The following is a 14,610-nucleotide window of genomic DNA, read 5'->3' as shown; positions in this document are numbered from 1 at the left end:
TGGGGGCTTTGCCCCCGCACTTGCGTGCTCCCCCAGGATATTTCAGGCCAAAAGAAGATCAGAGCGGCCAGATGAACGGGATCACGAAGGACACAATGGGCGCGAGCGACAAGTTCAGCGGGACCCCGAATTTCAGGAAATCGCTGAATTTGTACCCGCCTGGCCCGTAGACCAGCGTGTTCGTTTGATAACCGATTGGCGTCGCAAAACTGGCTGACGCCGCGACCATAACGGCGACCACGAGCGGGCGCGCGTCAACGCCAAGTGCTGATGCCAAACCGATTGCGATAGGTGTCATAACAACCGCAACGGCATTGTTGCTGACTAATTCCGTCAGAAGACTGGACAGCAGGTAAACGGCCAACACTACAAAGAACGGCGGCAAGGCCAGCATAACAGGCGACAGCGAATCCGCGACCAACTCGACCGCCCCGGACGATTGTAGTGCGGCACCAACCCCGAGCATGGCGAAGATCAACGCAAGCAGGCGACCATCTATGTAAGAAAACGCTTCTTCGGCATCAATGCAGCCCGTCATCAAAACAATCGTCACGCCGATCATCGCCAGCATCAAAATCGGCGCGACATTCATTGCGGCAAGCATGACAACACCCGCAAGCACAGCCATCGCGATCCACGATTTTTCACGCCGGAAAGCTCGCGCCGAAGGTTTGGAAACGTCACCAAGATTCATGTCGTCAGAAAGGCGCTGGATATCCTCTGGCGATCCTTCAAGCAAAAGTGTGTCGCCAACTTTAACAACGATATCATCAATTTGGCGATTGATGTTCGCGTCACGACGATGGACCGCCAGCGTATAGACCGCATAGCGACGCCGCAGCCGCAGGGAAGCCAAGGTGCGCCCGACCATCCGGCAGTTTGGTGTGATCAACACTTCAACAGTCGTGGTTTCTACCGCAGACAATTGGTCGACACGGCGCAGATCCTTCGTGGCCTGAAGTGACAAAAGTTCTGTCATCGCAGTACGAAGGATCACGCGATCCCCGATTTGAAGTTCCACATCGTCCATATTGCGCCGCAACGACGCATCACCACGGACGATATCGATCAACCGCACACCGTCCCGTTGGAACAGTTTCACGTCTGTGGCTTGGCGACCGATCAGGTTACTATCGGGCGGAATAATGGCCTCCGTAAAGAACCGCATCTTCGACCGGTCGGACAGCATTTGACCCATCGACGCACGTTCTGGCAGCAGACGCGGCCCTGCAAAATAAAGGTAAATGAACGTCCATGTCACGACGACCAATCCGATTGGCGTGATTTCGAGGATGCTGAACGGCTCCAGCCCGGACGCACGTGCAACACCATCGACAAGCAAGTTGGTCGATGTTCCAAGCAGCGTCATCGTCCCGCCGACAATCGCGGCATAACTCAGCGGGATCAGCAGCTTAGACGCCGTTGTTCCCAAGGTTCGCGCAAGCTGGATGAACACTGGGATCATGACAACGACAAGCGGCGTGTTGTTCATAATCGCACTGGCAAAGGCCACAAAAACCAGTGATCCCGCAATCGCGCGGGCCGGATTGATTTTGGCTTGCCGTTCCGCAATTTCGGTCAGCGCATTCAGCGCCCCTGTGCGGACCAAGGCACCCACAATGATGAACATCGCGGCGATCGTCCAAGGGGCAGGATTGGCCAAGGCGTTTACCGCATCGTCGTAAGACAAAACACCCGCAACCAACAGGATCGACACACCGATCATGGCCACGACTTCGGTCGGATACACCTCTTTCAGGAACATCCCGAACATGCCGACGACGACAGCCAACGTCAAAAGGGCGGCCTGCGTATCGGATAGGAAGGAAAAGTCGGTCATGATGCTGCCCTATGCTCGCTTCACAGTGTTACGCTTTGCGCACAGGCTTGCAAGCGTCGTCAGGCAGGTCCCGCTTGGGCAAGCCGTCCACCTTGGCGCACCATTTCAACGCGTGTTGCCTTGCCTGTCAGGTCATCGGTTTCGACATATAGCCCGCTCAGCGTGGCCTCGCCCGCCGCAGGGGTGAACCGCGCCTTGGGCATGCCCGTGATAAAGCGCCGCAGAGGTTCTTCTTTTTCCATGCCGATCACGGAATCATAATCGCCACACATGCCCGCATCCGACAAATACGCAGTCCCGCGCGGCAAGATCATCGCGTCAGCCGTCGGCACATGCGTATGCGTGCCCACAACGATGCTGGCACGACCATCGCAGAAATGACCAACGGCCATCTTTTCGGACGTCGCTTCGCAGTGGATATCAACAAGGCTGGCTTGAACCTGACCGCCAATCGGATACTGGCGCAGCGTCGCATCAAGGGCAGAAAACGGGTCATCAAAGGGGCGTTTCATGAAAACTTGGCCCAAGACCTGCGTAACCAACACTTTGCGACCACGCGTGGCTTCGAACACGCGCGCGCCAATGCCCGGTGCCTTTTTCGAGAAATTCATCGGGCGGATGATCCGCGTTTCTTTCTCGATATATGTCAGCATGTCCTTTTGATCGAAGGCATGATCGCCCAAGGTCACAACATCTGCACCAGCCGCAAAAATCAGTTCAGCATGTGCGCCGGACAGGCCCATGCCAGAGGTCGCATTTTCGCCGTTCACAACAACAAAATCCAGCGCCCATTCGGCCCGCAAACGTGGCAGATGTTCAGTGATGGCCGCACGGCCCGCGCGACCCATAACGTCGCCAAGAAACAGTATTTTCATAGCACTGCCTTATGGGCTAGGGATCGAATTTTCTAGGAAATTCGTACCCTTTTCCGCGAAAAATCAGCGTGCGTGACTAGGGTTGGATCACTCCACGTTCCGTCACAATCAAATCCAGCGGCTGGTCCGTGGCTTCCAACGGCAAATCATCCGCCTCTTGATCCGCATAGGCAAAACCAATCGCAAGCGTGGGCTGTTTTGCACGCAGTTGTTCCAGCGTCCGATCATAAAAACCGCCGCCATATCCCAAACGCCCGCCGGCCTTATCGAAAGCCACCAAGGGGACAATCACGATTTCGGGCGTGATCCAGTCACCCGCCTCGGGAATTGCGGCACCAAATGTACCCGGAACCATAACACTGTCCGGAGTCCATTGCCGGAACTTCAACGGTTGCCCCGCGCCGATGATCACCGGAACGCCGACGGGTCCATGTGCGGCGGCCTCTTCCATCGCAGCACTTGGGTCAATTTCAGTCCGCATCGCCATATAACCAGCGACAGGCACGCCGCGGTAGCCCGCCAAAACCTCGGACAGATATCCAGCCGTCCCCTGCCCCAGATCATGCACAACCTTACGACGGGCAAAGGCGGCCTTACGTGCTTTTACTTTTACGTCCGCCAGATCCATTACAACAACCACATCGCAGCCAGCCCCAAAAAGGCAAAGAAACCAACAACATCGGTTACCGTCGTCACAAAGGCACCGGACGCCAGCGCGGGATCGACCCCTACTTTTTCCAACACCACGGGGACCATCGTGCCGGCTAAGCCTGCCACGATTAAGTTAATCACCATCGCCGCTGCAATCACGACACCCAACATCGGCGTGCCAAACCAAACCGCGCCAATTACGCCCATCACGACCGCAAAAATAGCACCGTTGATCAGGCCGACCAACGCTTCACGACGGATAACCCGCCACACGTTTGAACTGGTCAAATCACGCGTCGCAAGTGCGCGCACCGCCACCGTCAACGATTGCGTACCAGCGTTCCCGCCCATCGACGCCACAATGGGCATCAGGACAGCCAGCGCCACAGATTGCTGCAACGTGCCCTCAAATAACGAAATGACCAAAGACGCAAAAATAGCGGTCACAAGGTTAACAGCCAGCCACGGAAATCGCTGTTTTGTGGTGTCGATGACCCTGTCGGACAAACTGCCTTCGCCAACGCCGGCCAAGCGCATCAAATCTTCTTCGGCCTCTTCTTCGATAAAGGCCATCGCGTCATCAATCGTGATCACACCGACGATCCGGTCGTCATCATCCACCACTGGGGCCGTGATCATGTGGTAGTGGTTGATCGCATTCGCGACCTCTTCCACGTCTTGGTTCACGTTGAAGGTGCGGAAACTATCCTCTGCGATATCAAGCAGTTTCACATCGCGGCGGGTCGACAAAATCCGGCCAAGCGTCACATATCCCACCGCCTTCATCCGTGGATCAACAAGGATCAGATGATAGAACTGGTCCGGCAAAGTGTTGTCGTCGGATCGCAGGTAATCAATCGCCTCGCCCACATTCCAATGGGTAGGCGCACGCACCAATTCCACCTGCATGTGACGACCAGCGGATTCTTCCGGATAGGCCAACGCCTTTTCGACCGCGACACGATCAGGGGCGTCCAATGCACCCAGAACAGCTTCTTGTTGCTCTGACCCCAGATCTTCGACCAGATCAACGACGTCATCGCTGTCCAACTCGCGCACCGCCTCTACCAATTCGGCGGGTGCGAGGCTGTCGATCACCTCTTCACGTAGGTTTTCATCCAGCTCTGACAGCACTTCACCGTCGAGCCCGCCTTTCCAAAGGGTCAACAATTCGGTCCGGCGGCGGCCGTCGATCACTTCGATCAAATGCGCGATGTCGGCAGGGTGGACGTCTTCCAACATGCCGTCCAACGCGACGGAATCGCGGTTTTCAATCGCTTCAAGAACTTCATCGACGAATAAGTCGTTGATACCGAATGCTTCGTCTTCGGCGTCTGGCGTGAATTGGTCTGAGTCTGTCATGCCCGCCTCCTGCATTTGTTCGCAACATAGTCGAACGCCAAACGTTCACAATGGGTTTCACCGATTTACGTCCGCTGATTTCGGTCGTAGGTCAGTGGCATGAAACAATATCTTCTTCTTGGACAAACACTGTCGTTCTCGGGCAATCCATTGCTGACGCCGTGGGAAAATGTGACGCATCACAATAGCGCAGGCGGTGTGCTGATCACTGGTGACCGGATTACGGCAGTGGACAATGCCGACACGCTGAAACGCGCCCATCCCGACGCTACAATTGTTGATTATGGCGACGCGTTGATCCACGCCGGATTTGTCGATGCGCACATGCATTATCCGCAAACGCGGATGATCGCGAGCTGGGGCAAACAGCTGATCGATTGGCTCAACACCTACACATTTCCAGAAGAATCCCGCTTTGGTGATCGCGCTTATGCAGATGCCGTGGCCGCCGACACGCTTGACTTGGCACTGGCGCACGGCACCACAACGCTGACCAGTTTCTGCACCATTCATCCTGAAAGCGTCGACGCATTTTTCGGGGCTGCAGCCCAACGCAATATGGCTGTGGTCGCGGGTAAAACCTGCATGGATCGCAACGCGCCTGACACTTTGGTCGATACAGTGCAGTCAGCTTATGACGACAGCAAAGCACTGCTGGAAAAGTGGCACGGCATAGGTCGCGCGACCTACGCGATCACGCCACGCTTTTCACCGACATCAACACCGGACCAATTGCAGGTATTGGGCGATCTGTGGGCTGAAAACCCTGACTGCCTGATGCAAACACATCTCAGCGAACAACTGCCTGAAATCGCGTGGGTCAAGGACCTGTATCCGACGTCTCGCGACTACCTTGATACCTACGAAACGCACGGCCTGTTGGGGGCAAAGGGGCTCTACGGCCATTCGATCTACCTTGAACCGCGAGAAATTGATCGCTTGGCAGAGGTGGGCGCAGCCGTCGTGCACTGCCCGACATCAAATACCTTTATCGGATCGGGCCTATGCGATGTGCTTGGCTTGGCCCGCGCGGGCGTGGCGATGGGGCTGGCAACGGACACGGGGGGTGGGTCATCATTTTCGATGCTCCGCACGATGGCCGCGGCCTACGAAATCGGCCAGTTGCGCGGCGACGTCTTGCATGCGGCCCAATTGATGTGGTTGGCAACCGAAGGATCGGCGGCGACGCTGCATCAATCAGGCCAGATCGGGCACCTCGGGACAGGTGCCATGGCCGACATCACCGTACTTGACCTTGCCGCGACCCCGCTGATCGCCCAACGGGTCAAATCAGCGGAAAACGTTTGGGATCAGCTATTTCCGACCATCATGATGGGGGACGACCGGTCCATCAAAGATGTGTGGGTGGCAGGTTCCCGCGTGACTTAACAAGGCAGCGCGAAGACAAGCGTCCAGTAATCCCCTGCCCGACCAATACCATAGCTGGCGTAGTTGCGGTTCAACATGTTGCGGCGATGGCCTGGCGAATTCATCCAAGCAGCGATCGCTTCTTCGACAGATTTCTGGCCTTGCGCGATGTTTTCGCCGATCCCACACCGCGTGACACCCGCACGATGCACACGGCCCTGTGCCCGCAGGCCATTGCGATCTTCGTGGGAAACGTAGTTATACGCGCGCATATCGACACTATGCGCCAATGCGGACGCATCTAGCCCCGCATTAGACCGCAACGGCGGCAACCCATTTTGGGCCCGCAACGCTGCAAATTGACGATCAAACCCGGCAATCGCGGGGGCGGTTGCGGCCAACGGTGCTTCGCTCGGGCGATACGACCCCGAGGATACGGTCACGGGAACAGGCACAATAATGCAGCCCATCAAAGAGGCACACAGGCCCATCATCATCAAAATTCGCATAAGTTTGGTCCGTCGATCAGATTTCAGCTAGCTTTCGCGCTAACTTATTCTGTCTTACGATGGCTTCATTAAGACCGAATGAAACCATTCTTGTGTCAGCCACGATTTGCCGACCTTCGACAAAAAGATCGCGAACTTTCGCCGGTCCGGCCAAAATCAGCGCCGCAGGATCCCAGCTACCCGCACTTTCAACGCCGCTCACGTCCCAAATCGCAATGTCCGCGCGTTTGCCAACTGCAATCTGACCGCAATCATCGCGCCCCAAAACCTGCGCACCACCGCGCGTGGCAATTTCAAGCGCTTCACGCGCGCTCATCGCATCAGCCCCGTTTGCCACGCGTTGCAGCAACATCGTTTGACGCGCCTCCGACATCAGATTGCCGACATCGTTGCTCGCCGATCCATCGACACCCAGCCCAACAGGCACGCCCGCATCCCGCATCGCACGCACAGGCGCGATCCCGGACCCAAGGCGGCAATTCGAACATGGGCAATGCGCGACACCCGTCCGGCTGCGCGCAAACAGATCAATCTCGCGGTCATCCAATTTGACACAATGCGCATGCCACACATCATCGCCGGTCCAACCCAAATCTTCGGCATATTGCCCCGGGCGGCACCCGAATTGAGACAGCGAATAGGCGATATCTTCATCGTTTTCAGCTAGATGCGTGTGCATCATCACGCCCTTGTCCCGCGCCAGAATAGCGGCGTCGCGCATCAATTCGCGGCTAACCGAAAACGGGGAACAGGGCGCCACGCCGACACGCACCATCGCCCCCGGACTTGGGTCATGAAACGCATCAATCACACGAATACTGTCGTTCAGAATGGCGGCTTCATCTTCCACCAAGTGATCAGGCGGCAGGCCGCCGTCGCTTTCCCCGATGCTCATCGCGCCACGCGTCGGATGAAACCGAATGCCGACCTCTGCGGCAGCGGCAATCGTGTCGTCCAAGCGGGACCCGTTGGGATAAAGGTACAGATGATCCGACGTCATCGTACAACCGGACAAGGCCAATTCAGCCAACCCGATCTGGGCAGAAACGAACATCTCTTCGGGGCCAAACTTGGACCAAATCGGATAGAGCGTCTGCAACCACCCAAACAGCAACGCATCTTGCCCACCGGGCACCGCGCGGGTCAGCGTCTGGTATAAATGATGATGCGTGTTCACCAACCCTGGTGTCACAACGCAACCCGCGGCATTGACGATCTCGGCGTCCGCCACAGACAGGTTCTGTCCGACCGCCGCAATCACGCCATCGCTGATATGGATGTCACAATCTGAAATTTCCGCCCTGCCATCGTTCATCGTTAGAACAATCTGGGCGTTCTTTATCAGCGTGTTAGCCATCGATACTGTCCTGAAGAATAGATAGCGCCAAGGCGTGAATTTCGCTGTTCGCGGCCGCAATAACGCGCCCGCCATTATGCGCAGCACCGCCTTGCCAATTCGAAACAACGCCGCCCGCAGCTTTGATCACGGCGATTGGCGCATGGATATCATAAGGGTGAAGACCCGCTTCGATCACAAGATCGACCTGACCCGCCGCCAGCAATGCGTAGCCATAACAATCCATCCCATAGCGGGTCAGCTGAACCTGTTCCGCGACTTTGCGAAATGCTTTTGCGTCGGCGGCTGTCCCGACTTCAGGGAATGTCGTCAGCAAACGCGCTTCGCCAATCGCAACCGATTTCCGTGTTCCGAGCGGACGTTCCCCAAGCGGTCCAGTCATTGAAGACTGACCAAATCCACCGACAAAACGCTCATTGATGTAAGGTTGGTCAATCACGCCAAACAGTGGGCCAGTCGCATTGGCCACCGAAATCAGAATGCCCCATGTCGGGGTTCCACTGACGTATCCACGCGTTCCGTCAATCGGGTCAAGAACCCACGTGAAACCGGATGTGCCGGGTTTTGTGCCGAATTCTTCGCCTAAAATACCATCGTCCGGCCGTTCCTCCGCGAGAATTGCGCGCATGACCTGTTCGGCGGCTTTATCGGCGATTGTGACTGGATCGTATCCATCGACATCTTTGTTATCGGTCGAAAGATCGGTCCGTCTAAAATGCTTTAGCGTTTCTGGCCTGGCGGCGTCTGCCAACAGGTGCGCGACACGTACAAGATCGTTTTGAGTTTTGGTATCAATCGGTTGCACGTAAATCTCCCTGACGCGGTCAATGTAGCGGTATCCCGCCAGACCGCGTCAGGTCAACAATCGTTTAAGCAGCTTCGCTGAGTACGCGCGCAAGATCGAACAAGCGACGGCGCTGATTCTCTGGGATCGCGTAGTATGACCGCAGCAATTCAAGCGCTTCTTTGTCGGTCAAAATGTCCGAAGGCATATCTGCGGCGCCAGTTTCTACTGGGTTGCCAGCATCTTCGATGCCTTCAAAGAAGAATGACACAGGTACGCCCAACACGTTTGCGATATCCCAAAGGCGGGATGCGCTGACGCGGTTCATTCCGGTCTCATACTTTTGAATCTGTTGGAACTTAATGCCGACTTTTTCGGCAAGCTGTTGTTGTGTTGTCCCGTTCATCCACCGGCGGTGGCGAATGCGTTTCCCGACATGTACGTCTACTGGGTGACTCATTTCATTTTCCTAACTGTCACGTCCCATGCGCGGCGTTTAGCGCTACGACTAGGTTGTTTTGTCTCGACCATCCCGTCCCGGATTGTCTTGTACAAACGTGCAATCACCTTATAGCACAAAACACGCAACGGTTGCAGCGCCTGACCTTACCTTAAGGACAGGTATAATTGTTCATCGGCAGCATTTTGGTCGTTTTACATGCTCTAGATAGGATGCTTCACCTTCAGTCTTACCCGATATAGGTTAATATGAACTGAACGAAAAACGATGACGGAATCCCCTTTTATGCGCGCATACCTTGTTACCGATCACGAAAATCCACCGTCTTTCGCCGATATCGAGGCCCCGAAACCTGCATCAGGACAGGTCCAGTTAGACATTGCAGCGTGCGGTTTGAACTTCGCCGATCTCTTGATGGCAAAGGGCACATATCAGGAAACACCTAACGTACCTTTCACCCTTGGCATGGAGGTTTGCGGCACTGTCACAGCGCTTGGCGAAGGCGTCACATCGCCGGCTATCGGCACGCGTGTTGTCGTTTTTGGTGGATCGGGCGGGTTGGCTGACAAGGGCGTCTTTCAGGCTGATCTTTGCCGCGAAGTCCCTGAAAACATGCCACCTTCCATCGCCGCCGGTTTCATGGTCGCGTACGGCACATCGCATTTGGCATTGACGCGTCGGGCCAATTTACAGGCGGGCGAAACACTGTTGGTTTTGGGTGCTGCAGGCGGCGTTGGCCTGACTGCTGTTGAAATCGGCAAGGCCCTTGGCGCGAAAGTGATCGCCGTCGCGCGCGGCGCTGACAAGCTGGCCCATGCGCAAGCGGCTGGCGCCGACCACCTCATCGACAGCAAAGTTGAAGACGTCAAAGAAGCAGTCAAAGCGCTTGGCGGTGCCGATGTCGTCTACGATCCAGTGGGCGGCGACCTGTTTGACGCAGCGTTACGCGCTTGCAACCGTGAAGCGCGTATCATCACGATCGGTTTCGCAAGCGGCAAAGTGCCGCAAATTCCGGCAAATATTATTTTGGTGAAAAATATCACCGTCATTGGGTTCTACTGGGGCGGGTATTTAAATTTTTGCCCGGATGCATTGACCGAAAGCATGGCAGAATTATTCCAGATGTACGTGGACGGGAAACTGAAGCCCCACGTCAGCCATATCCTTCCGCTTGATCAAGCACCGGACGCCTTGGAACTTTTGCGCAGCCGTCAATCCACAGGCAAAGTCGTCGTCACCCCATAAATTGGCCGAACTTCTGTCGCAGAATGGTCCGTTTTTAGTGCCGTATTTACCAAGGTGAGGCTTTCCTGCGTATTTCGGTCAGAATAACGCACTTGCATCACCTTACCCCCTTGAAAAACCGGCCTTCCCTGCCAATATCTACACTAAGACGTCGTCCTTGGCGTCCGCAGTTCTTTTTTGGAGGTATCCATGGCTGAATATCAAACAATCCGGACGGCGGGCGGGGTCCGCACGGCGGCGATTGATGAAGGGCTTCGCGCCCACATGAACAAAGTCTACAGCACGATGTCTGTAGGTATGCTGGTCACATTCGCAGTGGCGTGGGCCGTAGGCTCTAGCCCCGCATTGCTCAGCATCTTTCGCGACCCAAACACATTGCAGCCAAACATTCTTGGCTGGATCGCAATGTTCGCACCACTTGGCATGGTTTTTGCCTTTGGTGCCGCGATCAACAAATTGTCCGCTGCTGGCGCGCAATTGTTCTTCTACGCATTCGCAGCCGTGATGGGCCTGTCGATTTCCTGGATCTTCGCAGCCTTCACAGGCATGTCGGTGGCACAGGTGTTCCTGATCACATCGATCTCTTTCGCGGGTCTGTCCCTTTGGGGCTACACCACGAAGAAAGACATCTCTGCATGGGGTAGCTTCCTCATCATGGGTGTGATCGGCCTGATCGTCGCGTCCATCGCGAACCTGTGGTTCCAGTCCGGCGCAATCGCGTTTGCTGTGTCCATCTTGGGTGTGCTGATCTTTGCAGGCTTGACTGCTTATGACACACAGAAGATCAAAACCGACTATATCGCGCACGCCGCACACGGCGACAAAGAATGGTTGGCAAAGTCTGCGATCATGGGTGCCTTGAACCTGTATCTCGACTTCATCAACATGTTCATGTTCCTGCTGCAGTTGCTCGGCAACCGCGAATAAGAGATACGAAAACAACAATACGAAGCCCCATCAAACCCAACGTTTGGCGGGGCTTTTTCGTTCTAGGCCTGCACCAACGTTGATCCACCGACCCGTAGCACGGGGTCCATCCCAACCACCACTTTATCCTGCGGCCCATTCATCATCGCGATCACATGCTGCGCCGTCGTTTGCCCTATCGCATTTGGTCGCGGATCAATCGTCGTCAGCGTTGGGACACAAGCGCCTGCAATATCGTAGGCCCCGAATCCGACCACAGCCATATCGTCCGGTACCGCAATCCCGCGCCGCTGGCATTCTGACAGGGCACCAAACGCCACCAGATCAGACACACAAATCACGGCAGTCGTATCCGGCCAGTCTTCGTGCAATGCAGCCATCGCTTTGGCCCCGTTCTGCATAGGGTTCTGCGGCGCGCCCGAACCGATCAACCGCGTCGGATCAAGCCCATGCACCGCCATCGCAGCCACAAAACCCGCGCGCCGATCAACGCCCCGCGTATCGCTGTCAGTATCCCCGCCGATAAACCCGATCTTGCTGTGACCAAGCCCCACAAGATGATCCACAAGCGGCGCAATCACAGCGCGGTTCGAAAACCCCACCACATGTCCAATTGGATCATCCGGCAAATCCCACGTTTCGAACACTGGCACGCCAGCAGCGGCAAGCAGCTTGCGTGCCCGCGCCGTGTGCCGCCCACCTGTGACCACAATCGCCTCTGGTCTGCGTTGCAGGAAATCCGCGATCAGTTCTTCTTCGCGGTGCATGTCATAGTTCGTGTGCCCGAGCAGCACTTGATAACCTGCCGCCGACAAAACACCCGTCAGCGCCTCGACCATGGTTGCAAAGTTCGCATTGTTTAGCGACGGGATCGTCACGGCGACAAAGTTGCTGCGCTGCGCCCGCAAGGTCGCGGCAGTGCTATCGAACACATAGCCCAATGCGTCCGCCGTTTCCTGAATGCGCGCGCGCGTCCCCGCCCCGACCGATGCATCCAGCTTGAACGCGCGGCTCACGGTCATGACCGAAACGCCTGCCGCTTTCGCGACGTCCTTCATCGTGGGGCTGCGTTTCATCCGAATTAATCCGCCAGCTTTGGCGGGCCCGTGAAATACACCATCAACGCCGCCTGATCTTCACCGCCCAATCCCGCAGCCGTCAAAAGCCTGTGTACTTCGGCGCAGGTCGCCGTCATCGGCATCGCGGTATTGGTGCGACGCGCAAGGTCCTGCGCCCCGTTCAGGTCTTTCACCATATTGTCGATCCGGCCCGTCCGGCGGTAATCCTTGGCGACAAAGCGCGGCATATATTCCTGCAGGATCGCACTATCCGCCCGCCCGCCTTTCAAGGCAGTCGGAATTTTCGCGGCATCGACGCCCGCATCAAGCGCCAATTGCGTGGCTTCAGCCACCGCAAGAAAATTCAGACCACACAGAACCTGATTGATCAGCTTTGTGGTCTGCCCCGCCCCCGCAGGCCCCATATGCGTGATATTGCTCGCCAGATGCTGCAGAACCTCACGGGCTTCAGCAAAATCGTCGTCCGCCCCGCCAACCATCAATGTCAGTTCACCAGTGGCCACCTTTGGCGCACCACCCGACAACGGGCTATCGACCCACCGCAGGCCAAGACCAGCAGCACGTTCCGCAAATGATTTTGTGGCATCGGGATCAATTGACGACATATCAATGATCAACGTGCCGGGCTTTGCACCATCAGCGACACCGTGCTCACCAAACACGGCGGCTTCCACGATATGCGGCGCATTCAAACTCGTGATGACGTAGTCGGCATGGGCCGCGGCCTCTGCCGCTGAATTTGCGCCGACCGCGCCCTTTGCGATCAACGCATTGGCTTTGTCCGCGTCGAGATCAAAGACCACAACAGACTGCCCAGTCTCAACCAAACGCGCCCCAATTGCGCCGCCCATAGCCCCTGCCCCGATCAATGCAATTTGAAGCGTCATGCGAAATCCTTCCCTGTTTTCGCCACGAAAGCCGCAACAATCGCAGCGGGCGGTTGATCAATATCGACCGTTATAGCCGTTTCATCCGTGTCCGGCATTTCAAGTGCGGCAAACTGACTGTCGAGCAACGCTGTCGGCATAAAATGATCTGCCCGCGTGGCCATACGTTCCGCGATAACGGCTTGAGAACCATGCAAATGCAGGAACGCCACAGGCCCGCCCGCCGCGTCACGAATGATATCACGGTACGCGCGTTTCAAGGCCGAACAGCCAATCACCACTTCACCTTCATGTTCACGAAACGCAGCCCCGACATCGCGCAACCACGGCGCGCGGTCGGCGTCATTCAGCGGCGTGCCAGCCGCCATTTTCGCGACATTTGTTACAGGATGCAGGTCGTCGCCATCAACAAAAACGCCACCAATTGCATCTGCAAAAGCGGCACCAATCGACGACTTTCCGCAGCCGGATACGCCCATCACAACGTAAAACATTACAGCGACGCCGTGATGCCGCCGTCCACAAACAGGCAATGACCGTTCACAAAAGTCGACGCATCCGAGCTCAAGAAAATGCACGCGCCAACCAGTTCTTCGACATTGCCCCAGCGCCCCGCTGGCGTGCGCTTGGCCAACCACGCGCTAAATTCCGGATCAGCAACAAGGGCCGCGTTCAACGGCGTATCGAAATACCCCGGCGCCAATGCGTTGCAGGTCAGACCATATTGCGCCCAGTCGGTCGCCATGCCCTTTGTCAGGTTCGCAACCGCGCCCTTTGTGGCCGTGTAAGGCGCGATACCGGGGCGCGCGAGTGCCGTTTGAACCGACGCGATATTCACGATCTTACCTGCCTTGCGTTTAATCATATGGGTCGCGCAGGCTTGGCCAACGTGGAAAACCGATGCGATATTCGTCTGCAAAAGGCGCTCGAACGCATCAGCCGGAAAATCTTCCAGCGCGGTCCGGTGCTGCATCCCTGCATTGTTCACAAGGATATCAATCGCGCCGGTTTCAGCCTCAAAACCATCCACAGCCGCCCTTACCGCATCATGGTCCGTCGCATCAAAGGACAAGACATCAACAGTCGCACCCGTCTCGCGCAACGCGGCAGCGGCGGCATCCAGTTTCCCGGTATCGCGCCCGTTCAAAACAATGCTTGCGCCTGCTGCCGCCATTCCTTTTGCCAAGGCGAAACCGATCCCTTGGGATGAACCTGTAATCAAGGCGCGCTTGCCTGTCAGATCAAATAATGCCGTGCTCATCCGCG

General features: G+C 56.4%; 15 protein-coding genes. 3 read left to right on the top strand and 12 right to left on the bottom strand.

The window, feature by feature from the left end:
• Positions 1 to 58: 58 nt before the first annotated feature.
• From MWU61_RS00815 to mgtE, 4 genes are all read right to left on the bottom strand, one after another.
• Complete coding sequence (locus MWU61_RS00815; RefSeq protein WP_247125963.1) at positions 59 to 1,840, bottom strand: SLC13 family permease; 1,782 nt, start codon at positions 1,838 to 1,840, stop codon at positions 59 to 61.
• A 59-nt stretch (positions 1,841 to 1,899) separates the two neighbouring features.
• Entirely contained in the window at positions 1,900 to 2,715 is an 816-nt protein-coding gene (locus MWU61_RS00810) for a TIGR00282 family metallophosphoesterase (RefSeq protein WP_247125962.1), read from the bottom strand.
• 76 nt (positions 2,716 to 2,791) lie between these two features.
• Entirely contained in the window at positions 2,792 to 3,343 is a 552-nt protein-coding gene (locus MWU61_RS00805) for a 5-formyltetrahydrofolate cyclo-ligase (protein WP_247125961.1), read from the bottom strand.
• Complete coding sequence (gene mgtE, locus MWU61_RS00800; protein ID WP_247125959.1) at positions 3,343 to 4,728, bottom strand: magnesium transporter; 1,386 nt, start codon at positions 4,726 to 4,728, stop codon at positions 3,343 to 3,345. The genes MWU61_RS00805 and mgtE overlap by 1 nt, the downstream gene beginning before the upstream one ends.
• Positions 4,729 to 4,827: 99 nt before the next feature.
• Between mgtE and guaD the strand changes: the two genes are divergently transcribed.
• Positions 4,828 to 6,117: a guanine deaminase gene (guaD, locus tag MWU61_RS00795; protein ID WP_247125958.1), complete on the top strand. Its 1,290-nt coding sequence runs from the start codon at positions 4,828 to 4,830 to the stop codon at positions 6,115 to 6,117.
• Here guaD and MWU61_RS00790 read toward each other — a convergent pair.
• From MWU61_RS00790 to MWU61_RS00775, 4 genes are all read right to left on the bottom strand, one after another.
• Positions 6,114 to 6,605 (bottom strand): CAP domain-containing protein, encoded by a 492-nt coding sequence (locus tag MWU61_RS00790; RefSeq protein ID WP_247125956.1) that lies wholly within the window; start codon positions 6,603 to 6,605, stop codon positions 6,114 to 6,116. The genes guaD and MWU61_RS00790 overlap by 4 nt on opposite strands.
• Positions 6,606 to 6,621: 16 nt before the next feature.
• The gene (locus tag MWU61_RS00785) at positions 6,622 to 7,962 is read right to left on the bottom strand and encodes an 8-oxoguanine deaminase (RefSeq protein WP_247125955.1); all 1,341 of its coding nucleotides are present in this window, start codon (positions 7,960 to 7,962) and stop codon (positions 6,622 to 6,624) included.
• Positions 7,955 to 8,758 carry an inositol monophosphatase family protein gene (locus MWU61_RS00780; RefSeq protein ID WP_247127187.1) on the bottom strand — a complete coding sequence of 268 codons (804 nt, stop codon included), beginning with the start codon at positions 8,756 to 8,758 and terminating at the stop codon, positions 7,955 to 7,957. The genes MWU61_RS00785 and MWU61_RS00780 overlap by 8 nt, the downstream gene beginning before the upstream one ends.
• A gap of 73 nt (positions 8,759 to 8,831) precedes the next feature.
• On the bottom strand, positions 8,832 to 9,206 hold the full coding sequence (locus tag MWU61_RS00775; protein WP_247125954.1) for a helix-turn-helix transcriptional regulator: 375 nt from the start codon (positions 9,204 to 9,206) through the stop codon (positions 8,832 to 8,834).
• A gap of 285 nt (positions 9,207 to 9,491) precedes the next feature.
• On the opposite strand from MWU61_RS00775, the gene MWU61_RS00770 reads away from it, so the two are divergent.
• Together MWU61_RS00770 and MWU61_RS00765 are read left to right on the top strand one after the other, a co-directional pair.
• On the top strand, positions 9,492 to 10,451 hold the full coding sequence (locus MWU61_RS00770; protein ID WP_247127186.1) for an NADPH:quinone oxidoreductase family protein: 960 nt from the start codon (positions 9,492 to 9,494) through the stop codon (positions 10,449 to 10,451).
• A gap of 189 nt (positions 10,452 to 10,640) precedes the next feature.
• Complete coding sequence (locus tag MWU61_RS00765) at positions 10,641 to 11,378, top strand: Bax inhibitor-1/YccA family protein (RefSeq protein ID WP_247125953.1); 738 nt, start codon at positions 10,641 to 10,643, stop codon at positions 11,376 to 11,378.
• A gap of 62 nt (positions 11,379 to 11,440) precedes the next feature.
• Here the strand turns inward: MWU61_RS00765 and MWU61_RS00760 are convergent, their stop codons facing one another.
• The 4 genes from MWU61_RS00760 to MWU61_RS00745 are packed head-to-tail and all read right to left on the bottom strand — an operon-like array spanning position 11,441 to position 14,605.
• Positions 11,441 to 12,454 (bottom strand): LacI family DNA-binding transcriptional regulator, encoded by a 1,014-nt coding sequence (locus tag MWU61_RS00760; protein WP_247125952.1) that lies wholly within the window; start codon positions 12,452 to 12,454, stop codon positions 11,441 to 11,443.
• Between the two features lie 5 nt (positions 12,455 to 12,459).
• The gene (locus MWU61_RS00755) at positions 12,460 to 13,344 is read right to left on the bottom strand and encodes an NAD(P)-dependent oxidoreductase (protein WP_247125951.1); all 885 of its coding nucleotides are present in this window, start codon (positions 13,342 to 13,344) and stop codon (positions 12,460 to 12,462) included.
• Positions 13,341 to 13,838: a gluconokinase gene (locus MWU61_RS00750; RefSeq protein WP_247125950.1), complete on the bottom strand. Its 498-nt coding sequence runs from the start codon at positions 13,836 to 13,838 to the stop codon at positions 13,341 to 13,343. The genes MWU61_RS00755 and MWU61_RS00750 overlap by 4 nt, the downstream gene beginning before the upstream one ends.
• On the bottom strand, positions 13,838 to 14,605 hold the full coding sequence (locus tag MWU61_RS00745; protein ID WP_247125949.1) for an SDR family oxidoreductase: 768 nt from the start codon (positions 14,603 to 14,605) through the stop codon (positions 13,838 to 13,840). Before MWU61_RS00745 ends, MWU61_RS00750 begins: the two co-directional genes overlap by 1 nt.
• Between the last annotated feature and the right edge of the window lie 5 nt (positions 14,606 to 14,610).

It is taken from the genome of Loktanella sp. F6476L (assembly GCF_023015725.1).
GTDB lineage: Bacteria > Pseudomonadota > Alphaproteobacteria > Rhodobacterales > Rhodobacteraceae > Yoonia.
This window is presented reverse-complemented; position numbering and strand designations above follow the sequence as displayed.

Excerpts from the sequence above, each read along its gene's own strand:
- MWU61_RS00815 (WP_247125963.1), bottom strand. The coding sequence starts at position 1,840 with ATGACCGACTTTTCCTTCCTATCCGATACGCAGGCCGCCCTTTTGACG.
- MWU61_RS00810 (WP_247125962.1), bottom strand. The coding sequence starts at position 2,715 with ATGAAAATACTGTTTCTTGGCGACGTTATGGGTCGCGCGGGCCGTGCG.
- MWU61_RS00805 (WP_247125961.1), bottom strand. The coding sequence starts at position 3,343 with ATGGATCTGGCGGACGTAAAAGTAAAAGCACGTAAGGCCGCCTTTGCC.
- mgtE (WP_247125959.1), bottom strand. The coding sequence starts at position 4,728 with ATGACAGACTCAGACCAATTCACGCCAGACGCCGAAGACGAAGCATTC.
- guaD (WP_247125958.1), top strand. The coding sequence starts at position 4,828 with ATGAAACAATATCTTCTTCTTGGACAAACACTGTCGTTCTCGGGCAAT.
- MWU61_RS00790 (WP_247125956.1), bottom strand. The coding sequence starts at position 6,605 with ATGCGAATTTTGATGATGATGGGCCTGTGTGCCTCTTTGATGGGCTGC.
- MWU61_RS00785 (WP_247125955.1), bottom strand. The coding sequence starts at position 7,962 with ATGGCTAACACGCTGATAAAGAACGCCCAGATTGTTCTAACGATGAAC.
- MWU61_RS00775 (WP_247125954.1), bottom strand. The coding sequence starts at position 9,206 with ATGAGTCACCCAGTAGACGTACATGTCGGGAAACGCATTCGCCACCGC.
- MWU61_RS00770 (WP_247127186.1), top strand. The coding sequence starts at position 9,492 with ATGCGCGCATACCTTGTTACCGATCACGAAAATCCACCGTCTTTCGCC.
- MWU61_RS00765 (WP_247125953.1), top strand. The coding sequence starts at position 10,641 with ATGGCTGAATATCAAACAATCCGGACGGCGGGCGGGGTCCGCACGGCG.
- MWU61_RS00760 (WP_247125952.1), bottom strand. The coding sequence starts at position 12,454 with ATGAAACGCAGCCCCACGATGAAGGACGTCGCGAAAGCGGCAGGCGTT.
- MWU61_RS00755 (WP_247125951.1), bottom strand. The coding sequence starts at position 13,344 with ATGACGCTTCAAATTGCATTGATCGGGGCAGGGGCTATGGGCGGCGCA.
- MWU61_RS00750 (WP_247125950.1), bottom strand. The coding sequence starts at position 13,838 with ATGTTTTACGTTGTGATGGGCGTATCCGGCTGCGGAAAGTCGTCGATT.
- MWU61_RS00745 (WP_247125949.1), bottom strand. The coding sequence starts at position 14,605 with ATGAGCACGGCATTATTTGATCTGACAGGCAAGCGCGCCTTGATTACA.